Genomic DNA, 21,140 nt, shown 5'->3' on the forward strand with positions numbered 1-21,140 from the left:
TTAGCGGTAGGCGCGCTCCTGCAGGCGGTACAGGTCGGCGTAGGCGCCGCCCGCGGCCATCAGGTCGTCGTGGCCGCCCTGCTCGGTGACGCGGCCGCCGTCGAGCACCACGATGTGGTCGGCCATCCGGACGGTCGTGAAGCGGTGCGCCACCAGCACGGTGACCGCCCCGCGCGCGGTCGCCCCGCGGACCTGCGACACGAAGTGGTCGAACAGCTCGCGTTCGGCGAGCGGGTCGAGCGCGGCGGTCGGCTCGTCGAGCACCAGGCACAGGGGCGCCCCCCGCATGAGCGAGCGGGCCAGAGCCAGCCGCTGCCACTGGCCCAGCGACGGCTCCACCCCGCCGAACGCGGCGCCCAGCTGGGTCTCCAGGCCCAGTTCGGTCGGCGCGCCGGCCCGCTCGACCGCGCTCCGCACCGCCGCGCGGTCACGCACGAACCGCACGTTGCCGATGCCCACGGTCTCGCGGACCAGCAGCCGCAGGCGGGCGAAGTCCTGGAACACGCCCGACAGCCGCGCCCGCCAGGCGTCGGGGTCCACATCGGACAGTGGCGCACCGTCCACCGTGATCCGTCCCGTGGTCGGTTCGTAGAGACCGGTGAGCAGCTTCACGAGCGTCGACTTGCCGGCGCCGTTGGCACCCACCACGGCGACGACGCTGCCGGCCGGCAGGCGCAGCGTGACGTCGCGGAGGACATCGTGGTCGCCGCCGGGATAGCGGAAGCTCACGCCGGTCACCTCGATGCCCGCGGACAGCGTGACCGGCGCGGCGGCGCCCGACCGCCGCGCGGCAGCCGCATACCGGCGCAGCCACCAGTAGTGCGACACCACCTGCCCGGCCTCCGCTGACGCGGCGAGGCTCTCCAGCACCGTGCGCAGCTGGCTCTGCAACTGCGTGGCGAGCGAGACCACGAGCACCGCCGTGCCCACACTCGCCTCGCCGGCCCGGATGAGGTCGGCGACCAGGGTCAGCGCGCCCGCGAACGCCACCGCGTAGAGTGTCCACGCCGCTCCCTGCCAGGCGGCGCCGCGCAGCCGGGCGCGCGTCTCGCGGTCGGCCGCCTCGTCCCAGAACCCGGCGGCCCGCCGGCTCAGGTCGGCGCCGCCACCCGACACCAGGATCTCCTTGGCCGGCTCCGGCTCGACACAGGCCTCGTGCAGCCGCTGCTCGCGCCGGAGCGGTTCGGTTCCGGCGTCACGCGCGTCGCGCAGCAGGCGGTCGGCCCGCCGGTTCGCGAGGTACAGCGGAACGCCGAGCGCGGCGAGCAGGCACAGCCACGGGCTCACCGACGCCAGCAGGCCGACGGTCACCACGAGGCCGAGCACGGTGACGAGCGACTCCAGCGCCGACCACGGCATCGCGGCCAGGGCGTGCGAACTGTCGAAGATGCGGTTCCACCGGTCGATGTGCGGCGCATACTCCAGGTGGTTGATCGTGGGAATGGACGAGACGAGCCGCTGCACCTCCTCGTTCTGCGCGCCCCGCACGCGCCCGGCGAGGAAGGCCCGGAGGTTGTTCCCGATCCGCGCCGCGACCGCGGAGACCGTGTAGGCCAACGCACCCAGCGCGATCGCGGCGACGACCCCCCGGGTGTCGCCGGCGGCGCTGTCGTCCACCAGTTCGCGCTGGCTCAGGCCGATCGCGGCGATCACACCGGCGTGTCCGACCGTGAGCACGCAGAGCAGCACCGCCTGGCGCCGGCCGGCGCGGAAGGAGCGCCGGGTCATGTGCAGCAGCAGCCGCGCCCAGTCGGTCATGCCGGCTCCCCCCGGAAGGCCGCCGCCTGCGCGGTGAAGAACCGGGCGTACCCGCCGCCGAGCGCGAGCAGGTCGTCGTGCGTGCCGTCCTCGACCACCCGGCCGTCGCGCAGCAGCAGGATCCGGTCGGCGAACCGCACGGTCGACATCCGGTGCGAGATCAGCAGGGTGGTCGCGTCGCGGACACCGGCCACCACCTGCTCGTGGAACTCGGCCTCCGCGCGGACGTCGAGGCTCGCGGTGGGTTCGTCGAGGACGAGCAGCCGGCGTCCCGCGGTCACCGCGAACAGCACCCGCGCGAGCCCGACGCGTTGCCACTGCCCGCCGGACAGGTCCGTGCCGTCGGTGCCCTCCCGCCACAGCAGGGTGTCGATGTCCGCCGGTAGGTCCGCGGCACCGGCCCGGCGCAGATGGTCGCGCACCGCGTCGTCGTCGACCGGGTGACCGGGTGCGGCCGCGGTGACGTTGTCGCGCAGGCTCGCCGGGTACCGCACGAAGTCCTGGAACAGCACCGTGAGCGGTGGCCGCCGCAGGTGCGGCTCGACGCCGTCGACGGTGATCCGCCCGGAGTCGGGCCGGTAGAGGCCGGCGAGCAGCTTCACGAACGTCGTCTTGCCGGCGCCGTTGGCGCCGACCATCGCCACCGTCTGTCCAGGGTGGAGCGTCACGGTCAGCCCGTCGAGCGTCGGGGTGGCCTCGCCCGGGTACGAGAAGACCACGTTCTCGAACCGGACCGTGGGCGGCCGCGCCGCCGGGCCGGCGACGTCGGCGACGGACCCGGCACCGTACAGTGTGGACAGTTCGTCGGCGGCCGCGACCGCGTGCCGCCCGTACTCGATGTCGAACGTCTCGACGCCGGTCGCGCTGATCGCCAGCACCGCGGTGCCGGCGAGGACGTACGTGATGAGCAGCGCCGGATCGAGGTCGCCCCGCAGCACCGCGACCGCCGGCGCGGCCAGCACCGCCGTCGCGCCGGCGAGTGCCAGCACGGCCGTCCACCACTGCCGGCGCAGCACCGCGAGCAGCTCCCGCCACACCGGCGCGTAGATCCGCGCGATCGCGGCGCGCGTGCGGCCGGCGAACCAGTCGGCGAGCCCGAAGAGCCGCACGTCCTTGGCGGCGAAGTAGACCGCCTGCGACGAGACGTAGTAGTCGTAGCGCTGGCTCACCGTGTCGGCGTCGAGCATGTCGACGAGCCGCATCCACTGCCGGCGGATGACCGCGCGGAGGACGAGGCCGAGCGCGAGCAGCCCGACCGCGAGCACGACCGACAACGTGGCGACCAGCGCGGTGGCCGCGACCGTGCTCACCATCCGCAGTACCAGCTCCAGCTGGCCGGCCGCGGCGCCACCCGCGGACCGCTCCCGGCCCACCCCGGAACCGGTGTCGACCGCCCGCGACACCCGGTCCTGGAACGCCACGCTCTCCAGCACGTCGAGGCCGGGCACGGCGGTCGCCACCGCGCGCACCCGGGCGCGGAGATCGCCGTCGATCCGCCGGACCACCAGGGTGCGCACCGGCACGATCAGCAGCCACACCACCTGGTCGAGGAGGAAGAGCCCGGCCACCAGACCCGCGGCGACGGCCGCCTCGGCCACCGTGCGCGCGGCGAACAACGCGGCGACGAGCCCGCCGACCGCGAGCGCTTGCGCCACCGGAACGACCGCCCGCACCGTCTGCAGCACCACGAGAAGGGCGGCGGGACGGGGACCCGCCCGGCCCAGGAGGCGGAGCAGCCGGAACCGCACGGCGATCGCTGACACCACCGTCGATGTCTACCCGGGTCGGTGGCGGGCGGCAAGCGGATTGTGGAGGTCCCGCGCGGATAGCGTGCAGGCTGTCGCGCGGCGCCGACGACGCGCCTACCGTCGCTGACCGTGGACACAGTGGACGTACTGGTCGTCGGTGCCGGGCTCGCCGGGCTGCACACCGCCCGCCTGCTCGCCGCGCAGGGCTTCGACGTGCTGGTGGTCGACCGGCGCCGGTCGCTGTCGGTGGGCATCCGCACCACCGGAATCTTCGTTCGCCGCACGCTCGACGACTTCGACCTGCCCGACCACGTGCTCGGTCCGGGCGTGCGCGACGTGCTGCTGTACCCGCCGTCGCGCCGCTCGCCGGTGCGGCTCACCAGCGACCGCGACGAGTACCGCGTCGCCGACATGGCGGCCGTGTACGCGCACGCGCTGCACCGCGCCGAGGCGGCCGGCGCGCGCGTCCGGTTGGGCGTCCGCCTCCGCGCGACACGCGACGGCGTGGCGACGTTCGAGGGCGCCGACCCGGTGACCGCGCGGTTCGTCGTCGGCGCCGACGGGGCCCGCTCCCGCGTCGCCCGGAGCCTCGGCCTGGACGTCAACCGGCGGCTGCTCGTCGGTGCCGAGGTGCTGTTCCCGGTCACCCCGAAGGCCACCACACCGGTGTTCCACTGCGTGCTCGACCCGCGCGTGGCGCCCGGGTACCTGGCCTGGGTCATCGACGACGGTCGGCACGCGCACGTCGGCGTCGCCGGGTACCCGCGCGCGATGCGGGCGGGCGCACGCCGTCTCCTCGACGCGTTCGCCGCCGACGCGCCCGGCGGCCCCACGGCGGCCGGCCCGGTCGAACGCCGTGGCGGCCCGATCCCGGTCGGCGGGGTGCTGCGCCGGTTGGCGTGCCCGGCCGGGCTGCTCGTCGGCGACGCGGCCGGCGCGGTCTCCCCGCTGACCGCCGGCGGCCTCGACCCGTGCCTGCGCATGTCGGAGCTGGCGGCGGCCGTGACCACCGCGTTCCTCAACCGCGGCGACCCGCGCGTGCTGAACCGCTACAACGGAACCGACCTGCGGGCCCGGTTCCGCGGACGGCTGCTGCTGCGCCGGACGTTCGCCGGCATCCGCACCACGGCGGCGGCGGAGGCGGCCGTCGCCGTGCTGCGCACCCGCGCCGGACGGGCCGCCGCGGCCCGGATCCTGTTCGGCGACGGCTCGTTCCCCGACCCGCCCGCTACAGCGGGAACATTGGTAACCACCGGTCGGCGTCGAGGAAGGTGACGGTGTCGGTGACCGCGCCGCCCGCGACGGTGAACACCTGCAGTGCGAACGGCCGGTGCGTGCCGTCGGGGCCCGGACGCGTCTGCCAGAACGCCGGCGATCCGTTCGCCCGCACCGGAACCAGCCGGGCGCCGTCGCACGACGCGCCGGGCGCCAGCATCACCTGCCGGAGGTGCTCGCGACCCCGCAGCCACCACGCGAACGGCGGCATCGACGTCGTGGCGTCCTCGTGCAGCAGCGACACGAGCGTCTCGACGTCGTGGCGCTCGAACGCGGCGCAGTAGCGGTCGAGGAGGTCGCGCTGCGCGGGGTCGTCGGGCCGCCACGGTTCGCCCGGCGCGGGTGCGTGGGAGCGTAACGTCGCCCGTGACCGTTGCAGGGCGCTGTTCACCGACGCGACGGTCGTCTCCAGAAGGCGGGCGGTCTCCTCGGCCGACCAGCACAGCACGTCGCGCAGGATCAGCACCGCGCGCTGGCGCGGCGGCAGGTGCTGCAGCGCGGCGACGAACGCCAACCGGATCGTCTCCCGCTGCACGGCGGTGTCCTCGGGCAGCACGCGGCTGTCGGGAACCGGGTGGATCCACCGCTCGTCCGGCACCGGCGCGTCGAAGCCGTCGCCGGGCTTCGACGCCGGGCCGAGGTCCATCGCGAGGGCGCGGCGCTGGGCGCTGCGGAGCATGTCGAGGCACACGTTGGTGGCGATGCGGTACAGCCAGGTGCGCGGCGACCCCCGCCGGGCGTCGTACCGGTCGGCCGCGCGCCAGGCCCGCACGAACGTCTCCTGCACGGCGTCCTCGGCCTCGAACCCGGAGCCGAGCATCCGGTAGCAGTAACCGGTCAGCTCCACCCGGTACGGCTCCGTCTCCCACACGTGTCCGACCCTACCGATGAGTTCGCCGCGCCCGTCCCGTATGCCCTTCATGACCGACGACATCATGGCCGCGGTGACCGCCGAGCGCACCGACCACGCCGACCTGCTCGCCACGCTCGACCCGGGGCAGTGGGACGCGCCGACCCTCTGCGCCGGCTGGCGGGTGAAGGAGGTGGTCGCCCACACGACGATGCCGTTCCGCACCTCGGTCGGACGGTTCGCGCTCGACCTCATCCGGGCCCGCGGGAACTTCGACCGCATGGCCGACCGCGCCGCCCGCCGCGACGCGGCCCGGCTCACGACCGCGCACCTGCTGCGATCGGTGCGCGACAACGTCGCCCACCCGTGGAAGCCGCCGGGCGGCGGCCTCGCCGGCGCGCTGTCGCACGACGTCATCCACGGCCTCGACATCACCGTCGGGCTCGGCCTCGACCGCCGGGTGCCGGTCGGGCGCCTGGCGCTCGTCTTCGACGCGATGACCCCGCGGAGCGTCGGCTACTTCGGCACCGACCTCGACGGCGTGCGGTTGGAGGCGACCGATCTCGACTGGAGCCACGGCACCGGAAGGCCCGTGCGCGGGCTGGCGCAGCATCTGCTGCTCGTCGTGTGCGGCCGCCGCCTGCCACCGGGCCTTCTCGACGGTGACCGGGCCGAGCGCTACACGCGGACCGCCTGAAGCCGCCGCAGCCCCTCGTAGGACGGCGTACCAGGCACGGCCGTGTAGGGCACGGCGCGAACAAGGGAATCGGGCTCGAGGTGGCCCGCGGGCTGGTGCGGGCCGGGGGTGCGGGTGCTGCTGGGTGCCGCGACCTCGCGCGGGGAACGGAGGCCGCCGCCGGGCTGGGTCCGCTGGCCTCGCCCGTGCCGCTGGACGTCACCGCCCCCGGCGGCGGGATCCCGATGATGGCCTGCAACGCCTCGAAGGCCGCGCTCAACGGTCTCACGATCGCGTACGCGGCCGATCTCCGCGAGGCCGGTATCGCGGTCAACGCGGCGGACCCCGGGTACTGCGCGACGGATCTCAACAACCACACCGGCACCCGCACCGCGGCGGAGGGCGCGGCGGTGGTGGTCCGGCTGGCCCTGCTCCCGGGTCCGGCACCACCGCCGGCTTCCACGACGACGCCGGTCAGGTCCCCTGGTAGCCGGCCAGCTGGTGGAGCAGCAGCGTCCACAGCACGATGGCCGCGGCGTGGGACGCCGCGGCCACGTGCCGGTCGTCCTTGGCCGGGTCGGCGTGGTCGGTGACGCCCTTGACCACCGCCCAGGCCGGGACCCCGAGCAGGTGCGCCGTGGTGGCGACCGCGGCGGCCTCCATGTCGAGGCCCACGACGTGCCGTCCGCCGAGCGCCGCCAGCCGGTGCCAGATCCGGCCGTCCTTGACCACCGTGCTGCCGCTGACCATCGGCCCGACCACGACCCGCTCCTCGATCGACGACAGGTCCTGTGCGACGCGCACCCACGCGTCGGGCATCGGCACCTGACGGTGGTTCGCGGCGAAACCGTCCACTGTGGAGTGTCCCTCGTCGTAGACGTAGGTGCTGTCGGCGACGACCACGTCGCCGAGGCCGACCGCCGACGGGTTCCCCGCGCAGATGCCGGCCATCGCCAGGCACCGCGGCCGTAGCCGTTCGGCGAGGGCCGCCGCCGTGGCCGCGGCCGCGATGCACCCGGGCCGGGTGGCCCGCGCGAGCGCGACCCGCACCGTCGACCCGTCGGCCATCACGTAGGAACCGGTGTCGTAGGGCGTCGGCCCGTGCGGGTCCGCCCGGTGCCACGCGACCACACCGGGGTGGCCGGCGGTCCCGGCCGTGCCGGCGGCGGCCATCGCCCGGTGCTCCACCGGCAGCGCGGTGACGACCACCGCGTCGACCACCCGTACGACTGTCGCTGTCCGGTTCATGGGCGCCTCCTCACCTCGCGGTTGGGAAGACCATGAGGTGACCGGTTGCGCGCGGCCTTGCAGCCGCCTTGCAGCCCTGTTGCCGGGCGGCTGGCGGGCCGGGTGTCGGAACTCGCACAGTCCGCACACGCGCGGCCCGCCACCGGCCGCGACTGCCGTGGGGCATTGACGCCGGGCGACGCGGAACGTAGTTTCACCGCACTGGTATAGGCCACTTACACCGTGCCGTGACCCCGGCTGTCGGGCGGGACAGCCGTGCTCGCGGAACGGGCGCCTGTCGCTGCGCGAACGCTGGAGGACCGTGTGCGCACCCGCCTACTTCGTCGACTGACCACGTTAGGGACCATCGTTGCCGTAGCCGCCGCCGGCCTGCCCGCCAGCGCCGCGAGCGCGGGCTCCGGCAACGGCCACCGCGGAGACGGACCGCTGAAGGTCGGCTACTACACCCAGTGGAGCAACTACTCCGGATTCTTCGTCAAGAACGTCGACACCAGCGGGCAGGCCCGCCGGCTGACCCACATCAACTACGCGTTCGGCAATGTCGGACCCGACGGCAAGTGCTTCATCAACAACGAGCCGGGCCAGGGCGACGCGTGGGCCGACTTCCAGCGGGGCTACCCGGAGGCGGAGAGCGTCGACGGCAAGGCAGACGCGTGGGACCAGCCGCTCGCGGGCAACTTCAACCAGCTGCGCAAGCTCAAGGCCAAGCACCCCGACCTGAAGGTGCTGATCTCGCTCGGCGGCTGGACCTGGTCGAACTACTTCTCCGACGCCGTGCTCACGCCGGAGTCGCGGCGGGCGTTCGTGTCGTCCTGCATCGACCTGTACATCAAGGGCAACCTGCCGGCGCTCGACGGCCGTGGTGGCCCGGGCAGCGCGGCGGGCGTCTTCGACGGCATCGACCTCGACTGGGAGTGGCCGGGTTCGGCGGGTGAGCCGGGCAACGTCATCCGCCCGGAGGACAAGCAGAACTTCACCGCGGTCGTCGAGGAGTTCCGGCGCCAGCTCGACCGGTACGGCAAGGAGAAGCGCAGGCACTACCTGCTGTCCGCGTTCCTGCCGGCCAACCCGGCCGCCATCGACGCCGGCTTCGAGGTCCGGAAGATCTTCAAGGACCTCGACTACGGGACCCTGCAGGGCTACGACTACCACGGCACGTGGGAGCCGCTGACCAACCAGCACTCCGCGCTGCGGGTGCCGCGGGGCAACCCGACGACGCCCGACTTCTCGGTGACCTCCACCGTGGACGCCTACCTGCAGCGGGGCGCGCCACGGCAGAAGGTCGTGGTGGGCGTGCCGTACTACAGCCAGGGCTGGACGGGCGTCACCGGCACCGCCAACAACGGCCTGTTCCAGCCGGCCACCGGTGCGGCGGCCGGGTCCAACACCTACCGGGCGGTGTCGGCGCTCGTCGGCACCGGCGGGTACCGCGTCCACCGCGACATCTGGGCCGGACACGCCTGGATCTTCGACGGCTCCACGTTCTGGACGTACGACGACCCGGCGGTCATCGTGCAGAAGGCGCTGTGGGTCCGCAGCCGCGGGCTGGGCGGCGCCATGATCTGGTCGCTCGACGGCGACACCGAGGACGGCGTCCTCACCCGGTCGCTCGCGGGCGGCCTCGGCCGCTGACGGTTCGGTCATTTTCGCGGCCACGCCCGCGCCCTTTCCGGGGCGCGGGCCGTTCTCGGTCAGGCGGCGAGGGCCCTGGCGGTCGCGGTGCCGGTGATGTCCGTGACGTGACCCTGGAACAGGACCCGGCCACCGTGCCGGCCGGGCCCGGGACCCAGGTCGATGAGCCAGTCGGCCTGCCGGACGATGTCGAGGTTGTGCTCGATGACCACCACCGTGTGACCCCGGTCGACCAGCCGGTCGAGCACGCCGAGCAGGGTGTCGATGTCGCTGAGGTGCAGCCCGGTGGTGGGCTCGTCGAGCACGTACAGCGTGGCCCGGTCGGCGTCACGCAGTTCCCGGGCCACCTTGAGCCGCTGGCACTCCCCACCCGACAGCGTCGACAGCGGCTGGCCGAGCCGGAGGTACCCGAGGCCGACCTCGTCGAGCTGGCGTACCCGGTGCGCGACGTCGGCGTCCGGGATCCGGTCGAGCGCCTCGGCGACGGTCAGCTCGTCGACGTCCGCAATGGACAGTCCCGCGACCGTGTGCCGCAGCACCTCCGGCGTGAACCGCCGCCCGTGGCAGGTCTCGCAGACCGTCTCCTGGCCGTCCATGAAGGCCAGATCGGTGCGGACGGTGCCGAGGCCGCCGCAGTCGGGACAGCCGCCCCCGGAGTTGGCGCTGAACAGGCGCTCCGGCACACCGCTGTGCCGGGCGAACAGCTTCCGCAGCGGTCCGGCCACCCCGGTGTACGTGACCGGCGTCGACCGCCTGCTGGTGCCGACCGGCTTCTGGTCGATGACCACGGCGTCGTGCCGCGCGACCAGCTCCGCCGCCAGGCTCGACTTACCGGAGCCGGCCACGCCGGTGAGCACGGTCAGGACCCCGGTCGGGATGTCGACGGTGACGTTCCGGAGGTTGTTGCGGTGGGCGTCGGTCACCGTCACCGCGCCGGTCGCCGTCCGCGGTGTGTCCTTTGTGGACCGGCGGCGCGCGAGTGCCTCCGCGGTCGGCGTGCCTGCCCGCCGGAGCTCGTCGAACGTCCCCTGGAAGACGAGCCGGCCACCGCGGTCGCCTGCTCCCGGTCCCAGTTCCACGACCCGGTCGGCGACGGCCATGACCGCCGGATCGTGCTCGACCACGACGACGCTGTTGCCCTTGTCGCGCAGTTGCTCCAGGAGCGCGGTCATCGCCTCGACGTCGTGCGGGTGCAGCCCGACGGTGGGCTCGTCGAAGACGTACAGCATCTCGACGAGGCTGTTCCCCAGGTGCCGCACGGTCCTGATGCGCTGCGACTCGCCGCCGGACAGGGTCGTGGTGGCGCGGCCGAGGTGGAGGTAGCCGAGCCCGATCCGGTCGATGGCGTCGAGGCGCTCGGTGAGCGCCGCCACCACGGGCGCGACGGTCGCGTCGGTGACTCCCCTGATCTCGTCGCCGAGCTCGGAGATCTCCATGCGTGACAGCGCGCCGATCGTGTGCCCGTGCACGGTGACGGCGCGGCTCGCCGCGTTGAGCCGGTCTCCACCGCAGTCGGGGCAGTCGGCCGACCGCGTGAAGCGGGCGATGGTCTCCTGCTTGCGCTGCGACAGGTTGTCGGACGTGTGGAGGTGGATCCGTTCGAACCGCTCGACGATGCCCTCGTAGTTCTTCTCCGTCCCCAGGCGTCGCGCCTGCTCGCCGCCGTACAGGAGGGCGTCGCGTTCCTGTTGCGTCCAGTCGCGCAGCGGGGTGTCGGCGTCGAACGTGCCGATGTCGGCGTACCGGGCGTACCAGTACCGTCCGTCGCCGAACCCGGGCAGCAGGATCGCGCCGTCCTTCAGCGACCGGTCCAGGTCGAGGAACCTGTCGACGGCGCTGACCACCTTCTGCCCGAGACCCTGGCAGGTGGGGCACATCCCCGCGGGGTCGTTGAACGAGAAGCGGTTCGACTCCCCCACGTGCGGCGTGCCCACCCGGGAGAACAGCAGCCGCAGGTACGTCCAGGTGTCGGTGATGGTGCCCACGGTGCTGCGCGCGTTCCCACCGATGCGCCGCTGGTCGATGACCACCACCGGCGACAACCCGTCGATCCCCGCCACGTCGGGCCGGCTCCACGACGGCAGCCGGTTCCGCGTGAAGGGCGGAAACGTCTCGTTGAGCTGATACCCCGCCTCGGCCGCGATCGTGTCGAACACCAGCGACGACTTTCCCGACCCCGACCGCCCGACGAACACCACCACCCGGTTGCGCGGCACGTCGACGTCGACCGACCGCAGGTTGTTGGTGCGTGCTCCCCGGATCCGGATGCTGCGCTCGCCCATCCCCGAACCGTACGTGCAGATGTGGCCGGAACCTGGCCACAATCAACCCCATGGCGGATGTGACCGAGCGGACACTGGCCCTCCTGGCCGAACTGCAGACCGGCCGACCCTTTCCCGGCGACGAACTCGCCGCCCGGCTGCGGGTGAGCCCCCGCACCCTCCGCCGTGACGTCGACCGCCTCCGCGGCTACGGCTACCCGGTCGAAACCCAACCCGGCCCCGGCGGCTACTACCGCCTGGCGTCCGGCAGGGCAATGCCCCCTCTCCTCCTCGACGACGACGAAGCCGTAGCCACCCTCCTGGGACTGGCACTCCTGGGCTCCGCAGCCTCTGCCTCCCCTCCTCCGGACACCTTCGAGGACGCCGCCGCCCGCGCCTACGCCAAGGTCGACCAGTACCTCCCGGCACGCCTACGCCCCCACGCCGCCGCCGTGCGCGCGAGCCTGGAGGCCGGCCCGACCCTCGCCCCCGCCACCAGCGCCGGCACCGTCGGAACTCTCGCCACCGCGATCCACCACCACCAGGTCGTCACGTTCGACTACCGCGGCGCGACCCGGCGCGTGGAACCCCACCGGCAGATCCACCGCGCGATGCGCTGGTACCTCCTCGCCTGGGACACCGACCGCACCGACTGGCGCGTCTTCCGCACCGACCGGGTCACCGGGCTCGACCGCCTCACGACGACCTTCACCCCACGACCGCTGCCCGCCGACAGCGGCACCGACTACCTCCTCCGTGGCTTCGACCGCCTCCGCGACCGTGTCGTCCTGACCATCGACGCCCCACCGGCCGCGGTGGCCGACGCGCTGCGCCACCACGACGTCGAGCTGACCCCCGCCCCGGACTCCGGAACCCGGGCGGTCATCAGGCTCGACTCGTGGCAGTGGCTGGTGCTGGGCCTCGCCTTCCTGGACGCGGACTTCACCGTGGAGGAACCGGTGGCCGTCCGGGAGGCGCTCGAGCGGTTCGGCCGCCGCCTCAGCCGGTAGCCGGACGGGTCATCGCGCGGGCGCCCAGGCGTCGAGGACGTCCTGCACGGTGTCGACCCAGCCGAAGATGAAACCGGTCGTAACGAGCTCGGGCACGATGTCCGCGTCCCAGGAGCCGGCCGCCAACGCGTTGACCTCGCGCATCGCCGGCACCTTCTCGGTGGGCAGCAGGCCGGCGTCGCTGCCCCACCCCATGCGCGCGGGTCTGCTGGCGCCAGCCACTCGTCGCGGCTCCGCCGACGGCACGACACCGCACCCGGGGAGACCCGCGTGAGCGACCTGGCCTCGACCGCCCTCGGCGTGGGCATGAAGCACATCTTCGACACAGCGGCACGACCGGCTGGACACCTGGGACCACATCGACCGCTCCGCGCCGCGGGTCGTCGGGTGGTACCTGCTGGACACGTCACGGGCGCCGCAGTTCGACCTCGCCGCCTCCGCCGACATCTGGCGACGGCGCACCGCGGCGTTCTGGCTCATCCGGCAGAGCGACATCGACGATCCGCTGGCGCTGGCCGACAAGCCGATCGGCACGGCGCCGCGTGAGATCGGCAGGGTCGACGCCGGGTGGCTCGTCGTATTCCTCAGCGAGCACGCGGCCACCATGCACACCCGGGATCCGACTCCGCGTTCACCGATCAGGAGAGCTGACAGGCCACGTCCAGCGCCCGTTCCGGCGGGCACTCCACATCGGGCGCCACCCCGGAGCCCTCCCAGTTGCCGCCGCTGACGGCGTCGACGACGGAGGCGTTCGGTACGTGGGCGAGCACCGTGGGAGCGAGCCGCACCGGTAGCACGTGGTCGGCGGCTCCGGGCGTCGTCGTACCGACCACCGTGACGCGGCCGTGGCTCCGCAGGTGGTACGCGAGTGCCTCCCCCGACGAGAACGTGCCCGGCCCGACGAGTACCCACGCGTCCTGCCGCAGGGCGGTTCCCGGGGGGCGGTCGGGGGTCCACCACTGGCGGGTGTGGGTCCGGTAGACGACGTCGGAGAGCTTGACCGACGTGTCGCCGAGCAGCCAGCCGGCGATCAGCGCGACGGTCGCCGGATCGCCACCGCCGTTGGCGCGCAGGTCGAGGACGATCCGCTCGGCACCGCGCAGCATGGTGAACGCGGCGTCCAGGTAGGGCTGGGCCAGTCCGACGGCGTCGAGGCTGTCCACCCGGACCAGGCCGGTGCCGTCGGAAAGGCGGCGGACCTCGGTGACACCTCCGGCGCGCCGCCGGACGTCCGCGGGGTCCGGCGGCGGCCACGCGGGCTCACGGTCGTTCTCCGGCGGCGGGGAGGATCCGTCCGGGAGGTCGGCAGGAGAGGCGGGTTCGTGGATGAGGGCGACGTGCCGCGACACCGTCCAGGCGCGGCGTTCGACCTCGGCGCACCCGGCCGGCGTGACCGGTGAGTCGTCGTCGCCGAAATGGGTGGCGAGCTCGCCCGTCAGGGCGTCGCGGCGGGGACCGGGCGGCATGAGCCGGTCGATCCAGGTGACGAGCCGGCCGACGACGGTCCCGATGGTGGTCACCGGTCGACCGTAGAGCACCGGAACAGCACCGGACGCCGGGAGCGGTTGCGCCGACGGCGAACTGGCGTGGTCGCCATGCTCCTCGCGCAGGTGAACGTCGCACTGATGCGCGCGGACATGGACGACCCGCGGATGGGAGGCTTTGTCGCCGCGCTCGACCCTGTGTACCGGATGGCCGAGGAGAGCCGCGGCTTCGTGTGGCGGCTGCGAGACCCGGGCGGCGGCCACCGGCCGGCGACGAGCGGCGGGCAGGTCGTCAACGTCTCGGTCTGGCGCACGTACCGGGATCTGCACGCATTCGTCTACCGCAGCCGCCACGGGGCGTTCGTCAAGGAGCGGCAGCGCTGGTTCCTGCCCACGCCGCAGCCGTCGACGGCGTTGTGGTGGGTCGCCGACGCGGCCCGTCCGACGCTGGAGCAGGCGCTCGCCCGCCTCGCGCACCTGCGTCGCCACGGCCCGACCCCGCGGGCGTTCGGCGTCCGGCGGCGGTTCGATCCGTCCGGACGCACCGAGGGCCGCCCACCCGTAACCCACGCGCGAGAGGGCAGGGATCAGTAGTACCCCTTCCTCCCGTCCACGAGCTCGCGCACCGTGTCGAGGTGGCCGGCGTGCCGGGCGGTCTCCTCGATCATGTGGATGATCATCCAGCGGAGGCTTGCCGCCGCCGAGCGGTGGTCGGGATGACGGCCGGGGCTGTCCAGGTCGTGGGCGGCGATGATCTCGTTGCTGCGGGTGCACTGGTCCGCGTACCCGTCGAGGAGGGTCGACAGGGGCGTGTCCGCGGTGTGCCAGTCGGCGTAACCCTCGTCGAACTGGGGGTTGCCGTCGGAGCTGCCGCCCAGGAACAGCACCTCGAACCACAGGTGCTCGGTCCAGCGCAGGTGCGACACGACGCCGGCCGCCGTCAGCAGCGGCGAGGTGGGGATCACGGACCGGCGGGCGTCCTCGTCGGAGAGGCCCTCGCACTTCCAGGCGACGATGGACCGTTGCAGGTCGTACCAGCCGACGAGCTGCGTGCGTTCGTCGGCGACGAACGGCGGGCGTTCCCGGGGCGGGGTCACCACTCCCCCACCGGGGTCAGCGGGACCGCGGCCGGGCGCTCGACCGTCGTCGTCAGGTCGATCCGGCGGCCCTCCCCGGCCGAGCGCAGCATCGCGGTCATCACCTCGAGCACGTGCAGGGCGACGTCGCCGCTCGCGCGCGCGGGACCGGCGAGGAAGTCGAGCAGTCCCACCCCGCGGCCGCTGTCGACGTACCCGGCCAGCGGTGACAGCGGCTCCCAGGCCGACGAGCCGAGCTCGAACACGGCCGGGGAACCGTCGAACCGGTTGGGGTCGGGCACCCTCAGGGTGCCGGCCTCGCCGTGCACCTCGATCGGCGCGGCCGTCGTCGCCACGCCGTCGAAGGTCGTCGTGACCGTCGACAGCGCGCCACCCTCGTGGTACAGCACACCGGTCACGTGGCTGTCGACCTCCACCGCGATCCGCTCACCCGCCCGCGGACCGGAACCGATGACCCGCTCGCCGCGCAGCCGGCTACCGGCGCCGACCACCGCGCGCACCGGCCCGAGCAGGTGCACCAGCGACGTGATGTAGTAGGGACCCATGTCGAGCAGCGGCCCGCCACCCGGCCGGTAGTAGAAGTCGGGATCGGGGTGCCAGCGCTCGTGCCCCGGCGTCACCATGGTGGCCGTCGCGGCGAGCGGGCGGCCGATGCGACCGGCGTCGATCGCGGCGCGCGCGGTCTGCGTTCCGGTGCCGAGCACCGTGTCGGGAGCGCAACCGACCCGCACGCCGGCCGCGGTGGCGGCATCGAGCACCCGCCGCGCGTCGTCGAACGTGACCGCCAGCGGCTTCTCCGAGTAGACGTCCTTGCCGTTGCCGATGGCGCCGAGGTCGATGTCGACGTGGGCCGCCGGGATCGTCAGGTTCAGCACCGCGTCGACGTCGGGGCTCGCCAGCAACCGGTCGACCGGCATCGACTCGGCATGCTCGACGACGGCGGCGACAGCCTCCGACCGCGCCGGGTCCAGGTCGGCCACCGCCGTGACGCGCACCGCGGGATGGTGGGCGAGCGTATCGAGGTACGCGCGCGAAATGACGCCGAGCCCGACGATGCCGATCCGATGAGGTTCTCCCATCCCGCCACTATGCCCTGCTGACCCCCGGTAGCGCCGTCGGGTTACGCGTAGACGAACCTCATAGAGCGCCGTCGAGGTCAAGCCTTGACAACCCACACGGCGCCGCCGGAGTCAGGACCTCATGACCTCGTAGAGCGCCGTCCAGTTGCTCCGGCCGTGCCCGGCGGCGATGGCCCGCTCGTAGTGCGACAGCACCGCCCGCGGCAGGCCGGGGTCGACGCCGGCCTTCTCGCTCGTGCGCAGGATGTGCTCCGCCGTGGCACCCATCATCAGCGCCGTGCTGAGGTCGCCCGGATGCACCCCGGCGTCCAACTGGGCGGCCAGCGCCGCGCCGTCGCCGACCATCGCGGGGATGTCGGTCAGCGTCTCCAGCGCGCCGGGCAGGAACTCGGCCGGCGCCACCCCCGCGGCGGCGACGAGCGCGGTGGCGTGCAGGATCCCCGACAGGGCCGTGAGGAACACGTCCAGGTGCGCCTGGTAGAACAGCTGCGCCAGCCCGGGATCGGCGCCCAGGTACCGGGTGTCGCCGATCAGCCGCAGCACCGGTTCGGCGCGTTCGAACACCGCGCGCTGTCCACTGTAGAACGCGTACGCGCCCGGCCCACCGACCGCGGGGGCGGGCACCATCACGCCGCCGGTGAGGAAGTCGGCGCCTCGCGCCGCCACCCACTCGGACGCCTCACGCGACGCGGTCGGGGTGTCGGAGCTCAGGTTCACGACCGTGCGGCCGGTCAGCCCGACGCCGGCGAGGATGTCGTACATGGCCGCGTAGTCGGTGAGGCTCAGGATCGTCAGGTCGCTCGCGCCCACGGCGGCGTGCGGGGTCGGCGCGAGCGTCGCGCCCAGCCCGTCCGCACGTCCCGGCGTGCGGTTCCAGACGGTGACCGCGTGGCCGCCGCGCAGCAGCGCGACGGTCATCGCGCGACCCATCGGGCCGAGCCCGATCACTGTGACGTTCACCTGTTGCCCCCCGAAAGCTCCTCGAAGATGCGGGCGGTGCCCTGCGCACCGAACCCCGCGTCGATCTGTCGCCGGACCAGTTCGCGCACGGGCGTGAGCACGCGCGGGTCGACGCCCTGCTCCGCGCTCGCCGCGAGCAGCGCCGCGAGCGCGGTGTCGGTGAAGGCCAGGCTCTGCTGGCCCGGCCCGCCGTAGTCACGTGTGTCCACAGTGGACGCGAACCCGGCGAGACCGTTGGTCATCGCGGCCAGGAACGGCGCCTGCATCGCCGCGAACCCGGTCACCGACCCGCCGTCGGCGGCGACCATCGCCGCGCCGTGCAGGAAACCGGCGAACATCGTGTACATGCCGGTGAGCATCGCCATGTCGTACAGCGCGGCGGCGCCGGCGTCGGTGCCGAGGAACGTGGCCGTGCCCCACCGGTCGAGCAGCGGCCGGTGCGCCTCGAACGCGGCGGCGTCACCGCTGTAGAGCACCGCCGATCCCGGCCCGCCGATCATCTCCGGCACCGCCATGATGGCGCCGTCGAGGTAGGTGACGCCGTGGCCGGCCGCCCACGCGGCGAGGTCACGGGACTCGCGCGGCGTCGTGGTCGTGAGGTTGAGCAGCGTCCGGCCGTCGAGGCCGTCCACCACCGGGTCGAGTACATCGTGGACGGACGTGAGGTCGAACAGGCACGCGACGATCAGCCCCGTGCCGGCCACCGCCTCCTCGACGGTGGCGGCGACCGCGGCACCGGGAAACGCCTTCGGCGTGCGGTTCCACACGGTGGCCGCACCGCCGACGGTCGCGAGTGCGCGTCCCATCTCGCCCAGGCCCAGGAACGTGGTCATGCCTCTGATCGTTCGCCAGGTACATTCGTGGCGGCAAGTACCCACTAATTAGTGCGGTACTTACCGGGACGTAAGTGAGGGAGGGCGGGATGACGGGCGCACGGCGCGGTCCCTACATCTGCGGCATCGACGCCGCGATGGACGTGGTGTCGGGCAAGTGGAAGTCGCTGATCCTGTGGGAGCTGCACCACCACGGCGCCCGCCGGTTCGGTGAGCTGCGCCGCGGGCTCCCCGGCGTCAGCGAGAAGATGCTCGTGCAGCACCTGCGCGAGATGGAGGAGGACGGGCTGGTGCACCGCGAGATCTACCGCGAGGTGCCGCCCCGCGTCGAGTACTCCCTCACCGACGACGGCCGGTCCCTCAACGAGGCGCTGCGCCCCTTGGGCGCCTGGGGCACCCGGCGCCGCGAGAGGCTCGTCGGGAAAGACAGCGCGCGGATCGCCGGGGCGGGCTGATGGTCGACGCCGACGACGTGCGCCGCCTCGCGTTGTCGCTGCCCCACGTGGTCGAGATCGACTCCGAGGGCTTCGACTTCCGCGTCGGCAATAAGGGGTTCGTCTGGTCCTACCCCGAGCGGCTGCCGGGGAAGCCGCGGGTGATCCGCACCGACATCGCGGTGCTGTACGTCGGCGACGAGGCCGAGAAGCAGGCGCTGCTGCTCGGCGAGCCCGGGATCTTCTTCACCGACACGGGGTACGACGGCTTCCCGCTCGTCATGGTGCGACTGTCCGAAGTGGACGGTGAGCGCCTGCGCGAACTGGTCACCGACGCCTGGCGGATGCGGGCACCGGCCGAGCTGGCCGAGGGGTTCAGTGGCCCCTGAACGCCTCCTCCAGCCACCACGAACCGCGCTCCGCGGTCACCTTCGCGTCGACCACCATCGGCGTCGACCGGGTACCCGCCAGCCAGTCGCGGACGCCGCCGAGGTCGGAGGCGGCGCGCACCGTCACGGCGTCGCAGCCGTACCCGCGGCCGATCGCGGCGAGGTCCGTGTCCGGGAACGTCACGGTCTCCAGCGGATGGCCCTGGAAGTGGTGCACCTCGGCGCCGTACGCGGCGTCGTTGTAGACCACGACGAGCAGCGGCAGCCCGAGCCGCACCGCGGTGACCAGTTCCGCGGCCGACATGAGGAAGCCACCGTCACCCAGCGCCGCGACCGTGAGCCGGTCGGGACGGGCGACCGCGGCGCCGAGCGCGCTGGCCAGCCCCAGCCCGACCGACTGGAACCCCTGCGTGAAGCAGAACCCGGTGACGTCGGGCACCGACAGGAACATCGCCGGGTACCCCATGAAGTTGCCGGAGTCGACCGCGAGCGTCCGGGACTCCGGTAGCAGGTCGTCGAGCGCGATGCTCACCGTGCGCGGATCGATCCGGTCGGCCGTCGAGTCGTCCACATAGGACACATCCCGCCAGCGGCCCTCGGTGGCGATGCGGGAGCGCACGTCGGCAGACCGGTAACCGTTGCCACGCCAGGGATCCAACGCCAGGTCGGCGGCGGCGGCCACCGACTCCACGTCGCCGCACAGCGCCAGGTCCACGGGACGGTTGACGCCCAGCGCGGTCGGGTCGCGGTCGACCTGCCCGACCGTCGCGTGTGGACCGATGATCCGCTGGTGCCGCGTGGTCCACATGTTCAACGTGCTGCCCCACGCCACCACCAGATCGGCGTCGCCGATCAGCTCGACGGTGAGCGGGGTCGCGAACCCGCCCGAGACGTCGAGGTTCCACGGATCACCGGCGAACAGCCCTTTCGCCGCGGCCGAGACCGCGAGCAGCGCGCCGCACCGGTCGGCCAGCCGTACCAACGGTTCCCGGGCGCCGCGCGCACCGCGTCCCGCGATGAACACCGGACGCTCGGCGGCCCGCACCGCCGCGACCAGACCATCCACGGCGGGCGCCGGATCCGGTAGCGGCTCCGGCAGGTCCGGCACCGAGAGGCGGCCGTCGGCGGCCTGCACGTCGAGCGGCAGCCCCAGCACGACGCAGGTGCCCCGCAGGGCCGCGCGGTACGCGGCCGTGACGTCCTCGGCCGCGCGCCCGGCCCGCACCCGCTCGAAGCGCGCGCCCACGGAGGCGGCGAGCGCACGCAGGTCGATGAAGAAGTTCGACCGCTGTGCGGTGGCCTCCGGCGCGAGGACCAGCAGCGGCGTGTGGCTCTTCGCCGCCTCCGCGATCCCGGTGACCGCGTTCGTGACCCCGGGACCCTGGTGCACCGACAGGACGCCGACCCGGCCCGAGGTGCGGGCGTACGCGTCGGCCATCGTGGCGGCGCCGGCCTCGTGGGCGGCCGCGACGAACGTGGCGCCGCCGGCGACGAGCGCGTTCGTCACGTGGAAGTTGCCGCTGCCGACGACGCCGAACGCGTGCTCCACCCCGTGCGCGGCCAGCACGCGCCCGACGACCTCCGAAACGGTGGTCACCGCTCGACGAGCGCGAGCACCCGGCACGGGCTGCCCGACCCGCCGACGATCGGCAGTGGCCCGGCGACGACCACAGCGCCGGTCGCGGGCAGCCGGGAGAGGTTGCGCAGCTGGGTGAGCCCGTACCTGTCGTTGCCGAGCAGGAACGAGTGGCACGGGAACGGCGGGTCGAACGAGTGCGCCGCACCGGCGTCGGTGCCGACGGTCTCCACGCCCAGGCCCAGGATCGGCGACTCCTCGGCGAGCCACTTCGCGCACTCGACCGAGATGCCCGGGGTGGCGCCGGCGTTGGTGAACGCCTCCGCGTCGTCGCCCCGGGCGTCCCACCCGGTGCGGTAGAGCAGCCAGCCGCCGGCCGGCAGCGGCCCGTTCTCGGCCTCCCACTCCCGAATGTGGGAGATTTCGAGGAGGAAGTCGGGATTTTCCGCGGCGTCGGCGGTGCGGTCGATCACCACCGCGCTGGCGATCAGCTTGGACGCGGGAACCTGCGCGACGTCGTCGGCGTCGCGCCCGGTGACCCAGTGGATCGGGGCGTCGAAGTGCGTGCCCGTGTGCTCGCCGGTGGTGACGTTGTTCCAGTACCAGGCCGGGCCGCGGTCGTCGTAGCGGCTGATCTCGGTGAGCGCGAACGGCCACGTCTGACCGAACTGCTCCGGGAGCGCGAGGATCGGCGTCTCCGCCGACAGCGGTGCGGTGAGGTCCACTACCTCGATGGTGCCGTCGCCGAGCGCGGCCACCAGATCCTGGAGTACGGGCATGGTGGGACGCTAGCACCGGTCTGGCACCCTCGAACGGGTGAAGATCACCCG

The 21,140-nt window shown here is 73.4% G+C and carries 22 protein-coding genes; 9 read left to right on the forward strand and 13 right to left on the reverse strand.

The genetic code is table 11. From position 1 onward, the window contains the following. Entirely contained in the window at positions 1-1,758 is a 1,758-nt protein-coding gene (locus Voc01_RS17325; protein ID WP_203928475.1) for an ABC transporter ATP-binding protein, read from the reverse strand. Next, positions 1,755-3,524, reverse strand: coding sequence for an ATP-binding cassette domain-containing protein (locus Voc01_RS17330; protein ID WP_203928476.1), 1,770 nt, complete (start codon positions 3,522-3,524; stop codon positions 1,755-1,757). Before Voc01_RS17330 ends, Voc01_RS17325 begins: the two co-directional genes overlap by 4 nt. 111 nt (positions 3,525-3,635) lie before the next feature. Between Voc01_RS17330 and Voc01_RS17335 the strand changes: the two genes are divergently transcribed. Next, on the forward strand, positions 3,636-4,781 hold the full coding sequence (locus Voc01_RS17335; protein ID WP_203928477.1) for an FAD-dependent oxidoreductase: 1,146 nt from the start codon (positions 3,636-3,638) through the stop codon (positions 4,779-4,781). Here the strand turns inward: Voc01_RS17335 and Voc01_RS17340 are convergent. Next, positions 4,735-5,652, reverse strand: coding sequence for a sigma-70 family RNA polymerase sigma factor (locus tag Voc01_RS17340; protein WP_239160263.1), 918 nt, complete (start codon positions 5,650-5,652; stop codon positions 4,735-4,737). The two genes, Voc01_RS17335 and Voc01_RS17340, sit on opposite strands and share 47 nt — an antisense overlap. Before the next feature lie 49 nt (positions 5,653-5,701). On the opposite strand from Voc01_RS17340, the gene Voc01_RS17345 reads away from it, so the two are divergent. Both Voc01_RS17345 and Voc01_RS54440 read left to right on the forward strand, forming a co-directional pair. Continuing rightward, positions 5,702-6,328 (forward strand): maleylpyruvate isomerase family mycothiol-dependent enzyme, encoded by a 627-nt coding sequence (locus Voc01_RS17345; RefSeq protein ID WP_239160264.1) that lies wholly within the window; start codon positions 5,702-5,704, stop codon positions 6,326-6,328. Positions 6,329-6,555: 227 nt separating this feature from the next. Next, positions 6,556-6,900 carry an SDR family NAD(P)-dependent oxidoreductase gene (locus Voc01_RS54440; protein WP_307781575.1) on the forward strand — a complete coding sequence of 115 codons (345 nt, stop codon included), beginning with the start codon at positions 6,556-6,558 and terminating at the stop codon, positions 6,898-6,900. On the opposite strand, the gene Voc01_RS17355 is transcribed toward Voc01_RS54440, so the two are convergent. Next, positions 6,782-7,555 carry a 5'-methylthioadenosine/S-adenosylhomocysteine nucleosidase family protein gene (locus Voc01_RS17355; RefSeq protein ID WP_203928480.1) on the reverse strand — a complete coding sequence of 258 codons (774 nt, stop codon included), beginning with the start codon at positions 7,553-7,555 and terminating at the stop codon, positions 6,782-6,784. The two genes, Voc01_RS54440 and Voc01_RS17355, sit on opposite strands and share 119 nt — an antisense overlap. A gap of 303 nt (positions 7,556-7,858) precedes the next feature. Here Voc01_RS17355 and Voc01_RS17360 point away from each other — a divergent pair, with 303 nt between their 5' ends. Next, positions 7,859-9,187, forward strand: coding sequence for a glycoside hydrolase family 18 protein (locus Voc01_RS17360; RefSeq protein WP_239160265.1), 1,329 nt, complete (start codon positions 7,859-7,861; stop codon positions 9,185-9,187). A gap of 59 nt (positions 9,188-9,246) precedes the next feature. Here Voc01_RS17360 and Voc01_RS17365 read toward each other — a convergent pair whose 3' ends face one another. Further along, positions 9,247-11,469: an ATP-binding cassette domain-containing protein gene (locus Voc01_RS17365; protein ID WP_203928481.1), complete on the reverse strand. Its 2,223-nt coding sequence runs from the start codon at positions 11,467-11,469 to the stop codon at positions 9,247-9,249. Positions 11,470-11,519: 50 nt separating this feature from the next. Here Voc01_RS17365 and Voc01_RS17370 point away from each other — a divergent pair, with 50 nt between their 5' ends. Then, on the forward strand, positions 11,520-12,458 hold the full coding sequence (locus Voc01_RS17370) for a helix-turn-helix transcriptional regulator (RefSeq protein WP_203928482.1): 939 nt from the start codon (positions 11,520-11,522) through the stop codon (positions 12,456-12,458). Between the two features lie 9 nt (positions 12,459-12,467). On the opposite strand, the gene Voc01_RS17375 is transcribed toward Voc01_RS17370, so the two are convergent. Beyond that, positions 12,468-12,653, reverse strand: coding sequence for a hypothetical protein (locus Voc01_RS17375; protein WP_203928483.1), 186 nt, complete (start codon positions 12,651-12,653; stop codon positions 12,468-12,470). Between the two features lie 163 nt (positions 12,654-12,816). Here Voc01_RS17375 and Voc01_RS54650 point away from each other — a divergent pair, with 163 nt between their 5' ends. Continuing rightward, on the forward strand, positions 12,817-13,188 hold the full coding sequence (locus Voc01_RS54650) for a DNA alkylation repair protein (protein WP_373873828.1): 372 nt from the start codon (positions 12,817-12,819) through the stop codon (positions 13,186-13,188). On the opposite strand, the gene Voc01_RS17385 is transcribed toward Voc01_RS54650, so the two are convergent. After that, positions 13,097-13,978 carry a S41 family peptidase gene (locus Voc01_RS17385; protein ID WP_203928484.1) on the reverse strand — a complete coding sequence of 294 codons (882 nt, stop codon included), beginning with the start codon at positions 13,976-13,978 and terminating at the stop codon, positions 13,097-13,099. The genes Voc01_RS54650 and Voc01_RS17385 overlap by 92 nt on opposite strands. A gap of 75 nt (positions 13,979-14,053) precedes the next feature. On the opposite strand from Voc01_RS17385, the gene Voc01_RS17390 reads away from it, so the two are divergent. After that, positions 14,054-14,536 (forward strand): DUF3291 domain-containing protein, encoded by a 483-nt coding sequence (locus tag Voc01_RS17390; RefSeq protein WP_203928485.1) that lies wholly within the window; start codon positions 14,054-14,056, stop codon positions 14,534-14,536. Here the strand turns inward: Voc01_RS17390 and Voc01_RS17395 are convergent. From Voc01_RS17395 to Voc01_RS17410, 4 genes are all read right to left on the reverse strand, one after another. Further along, positions 14,530-15,039, reverse strand: a complete 510-nt coding sequence (locus Voc01_RS17395) for a DinB family protein (protein ID WP_203928486.1) — start codon at positions 15,037-15,039, stop codon at positions 14,530-14,532. The two genes, Voc01_RS17390 and Voc01_RS17395, sit on opposite strands and share 7 nt — an antisense overlap. After that, the gene (locus Voc01_RS17400) at positions 15,036-16,118 is read right to left on the reverse strand and encodes a Gfo/Idh/MocA family protein (protein ID WP_203928487.1); all 1,083 of its coding nucleotides are present in this window, start codon (positions 16,116-16,118) and stop codon (positions 15,036-15,038) included. Before Voc01_RS17400 ends, Voc01_RS17395 begins: the two co-directional genes overlap by 4 nt. A 111-nt stretch (positions 16,119-16,229) precedes the next feature. Then, entirely contained in the window at positions 16,230-17,078 is an 849-nt protein-coding gene (locus tag Voc01_RS17405) for an NAD(P)-dependent oxidoreductase (RefSeq protein ID WP_239160267.1), read from the reverse strand. Beyond that, the gene (locus tag Voc01_RS17410) at positions 17,075-17,911 is read right to left on the reverse strand and encodes an imine reductase family protein (RefSeq protein WP_203928488.1); all 837 of its coding nucleotides are present in this window, start codon (positions 17,909-17,911) and stop codon (positions 17,075-17,077) included. Before Voc01_RS17410 ends, Voc01_RS17405 begins: the two co-directional genes overlap by 4 nt. A gap of 89 nt (positions 17,912-18,000) precedes the next feature. Here Voc01_RS17410 and Voc01_RS17415 point away from each other — a divergent pair, with 89 nt between their 5' ends. Further along, a complete protein-coding gene (locus Voc01_RS17415) occupies positions 18,001-18,366 on the forward strand; it encodes a winged helix-turn-helix transcriptional regulator (protein WP_203928489.1) in 366 nt (121 codons plus the stop codon). Beyond that, entirely contained in the window at positions 18,366-18,734 is a 369-nt protein-coding gene (locus tag Voc01_RS17420) for an MmcQ/YjbR family DNA-binding protein (RefSeq protein ID WP_203928490.1), read from the forward strand. The genes Voc01_RS17415 and Voc01_RS17420 overlap by 1 nt, the downstream gene beginning before the upstream one ends. Here Voc01_RS17420 and Voc01_RS17425 read toward each other — a convergent pair. After that, positions 18,721-20,331, reverse strand: coding sequence for a thiamine pyrophosphate-binding protein (locus Voc01_RS17425; protein ID WP_203928491.1), 1,611 nt, complete (start codon positions 20,329-20,331; stop codon positions 18,721-18,723). The genes Voc01_RS17420 and Voc01_RS17425 overlap by 14 nt on opposite strands. After that, positions 20,328-21,089 (reverse strand): cyclase family protein, encoded by a 762-nt coding sequence (locus tag Voc01_RS17430; RefSeq protein WP_203928492.1) that lies wholly within the window; start codon positions 21,087-21,089, stop codon positions 20,328-20,330. Before Voc01_RS17430 ends, Voc01_RS17425 begins: the two co-directional genes overlap by 4 nt. Positions 21,090-21,140: the final 51 nt, after the last annotated feature.

The organism is Virgisporangium ochraceum, assembly GCF_016863655.1.
Taxonomy (GTDB): domain Bacteria; phylum Actinomycetota; class Actinomycetes; order Mycobacteriales; family Micromonosporaceae; genus Virgisporangium; species Virgisporangium ochraceum.

Bases quoted from the DNA above. Each gene is read 5' to 3' on its own strand.
- Voc01_RS17325 (WP_203928475.1), bottom strand. From the start codon at position 1,758: ATGACCGACTGGGCGCGGCTGCTGCTGCACATGACCCGGCGCTCCTTC.
- Voc01_RS17345 (WP_239160264.1), top strand. From the start codon at position 5,702: ATGACCGACGACATCATGGCCGCGGTGACCGCCGAGCGCACCGACCAC.
- Voc01_RS54440 (WP_307781575.1), top strand. From the start codon at position 6,556: ATGGCCTGCAACGCCTCGAAGGCCGCGCTCAACGGTCTCACGATCGCG.
- Voc01_RS17355 (WP_203928480.1), bottom strand. From the start codon at position 7,555: ATGAACCGGACAGCGACAGTCGTACGGGTGGTCGACGCGGTGGTCGTC.
- Voc01_RS17365 (WP_203928481.1), bottom strand. From the start codon at position 11,469: ATGGGCGAGCGCAGCATCCGGATCCGGGGAGCACGCACCAACAACCTG.
- Voc01_RS17370 (WP_203928482.1), top strand. From the start codon at position 11,520: ATGGCGGATGTGACCGAGCGGACACTGGCCCTCCTGGCCGAACTGCAG.
- Voc01_RS17375 (WP_203928483.1), bottom strand. From the start codon at position 12,653: ATGGGGTGGGGCAGCGACGCCGGCCTGCTGCCCACCGAGAAGGTGCCG.
- Voc01_RS17390 (WP_203928485.1), top strand. From the start codon at position 14,054: ATGCTCCTCGCGCAGGTGAACGTCGCACTGATGCGCGCGGACATGGAC.
- Voc01_RS17400 (WP_203928487.1), bottom strand. From the start codon at position 16,118: ATGGGAGAACCTCATCGGATCGGCATCGTCGGGCTCGGCGTCATTTCG.
- Voc01_RS17410 (WP_203928488.1), bottom strand. From the start codon at position 17,911: ATGACCACGTTCCTGGGCCTGGGCGAGATGGGACGCGCACTCGCGACC.
- Voc01_RS17415 (WP_203928489.1), top strand. From the start codon at position 18,001: ATGACGGGCGCACGGCGCGGTCCCTACATCTGCGGCATCGACGCCGCG.
- Voc01_RS17420 (WP_203928490.1), top strand. From the start codon at position 18,366: ATGGTCGACGCCGACGACGTGCGCCGCCTCGCGTTGTCGCTGCCCCAC.
- Voc01_RS17430 (WP_203928492.1), bottom strand. From the start codon at position 21,089: ATGCCCGTACTCCAGGATCTGGTGGCCGCGCTCGGCGACGGCACCATC.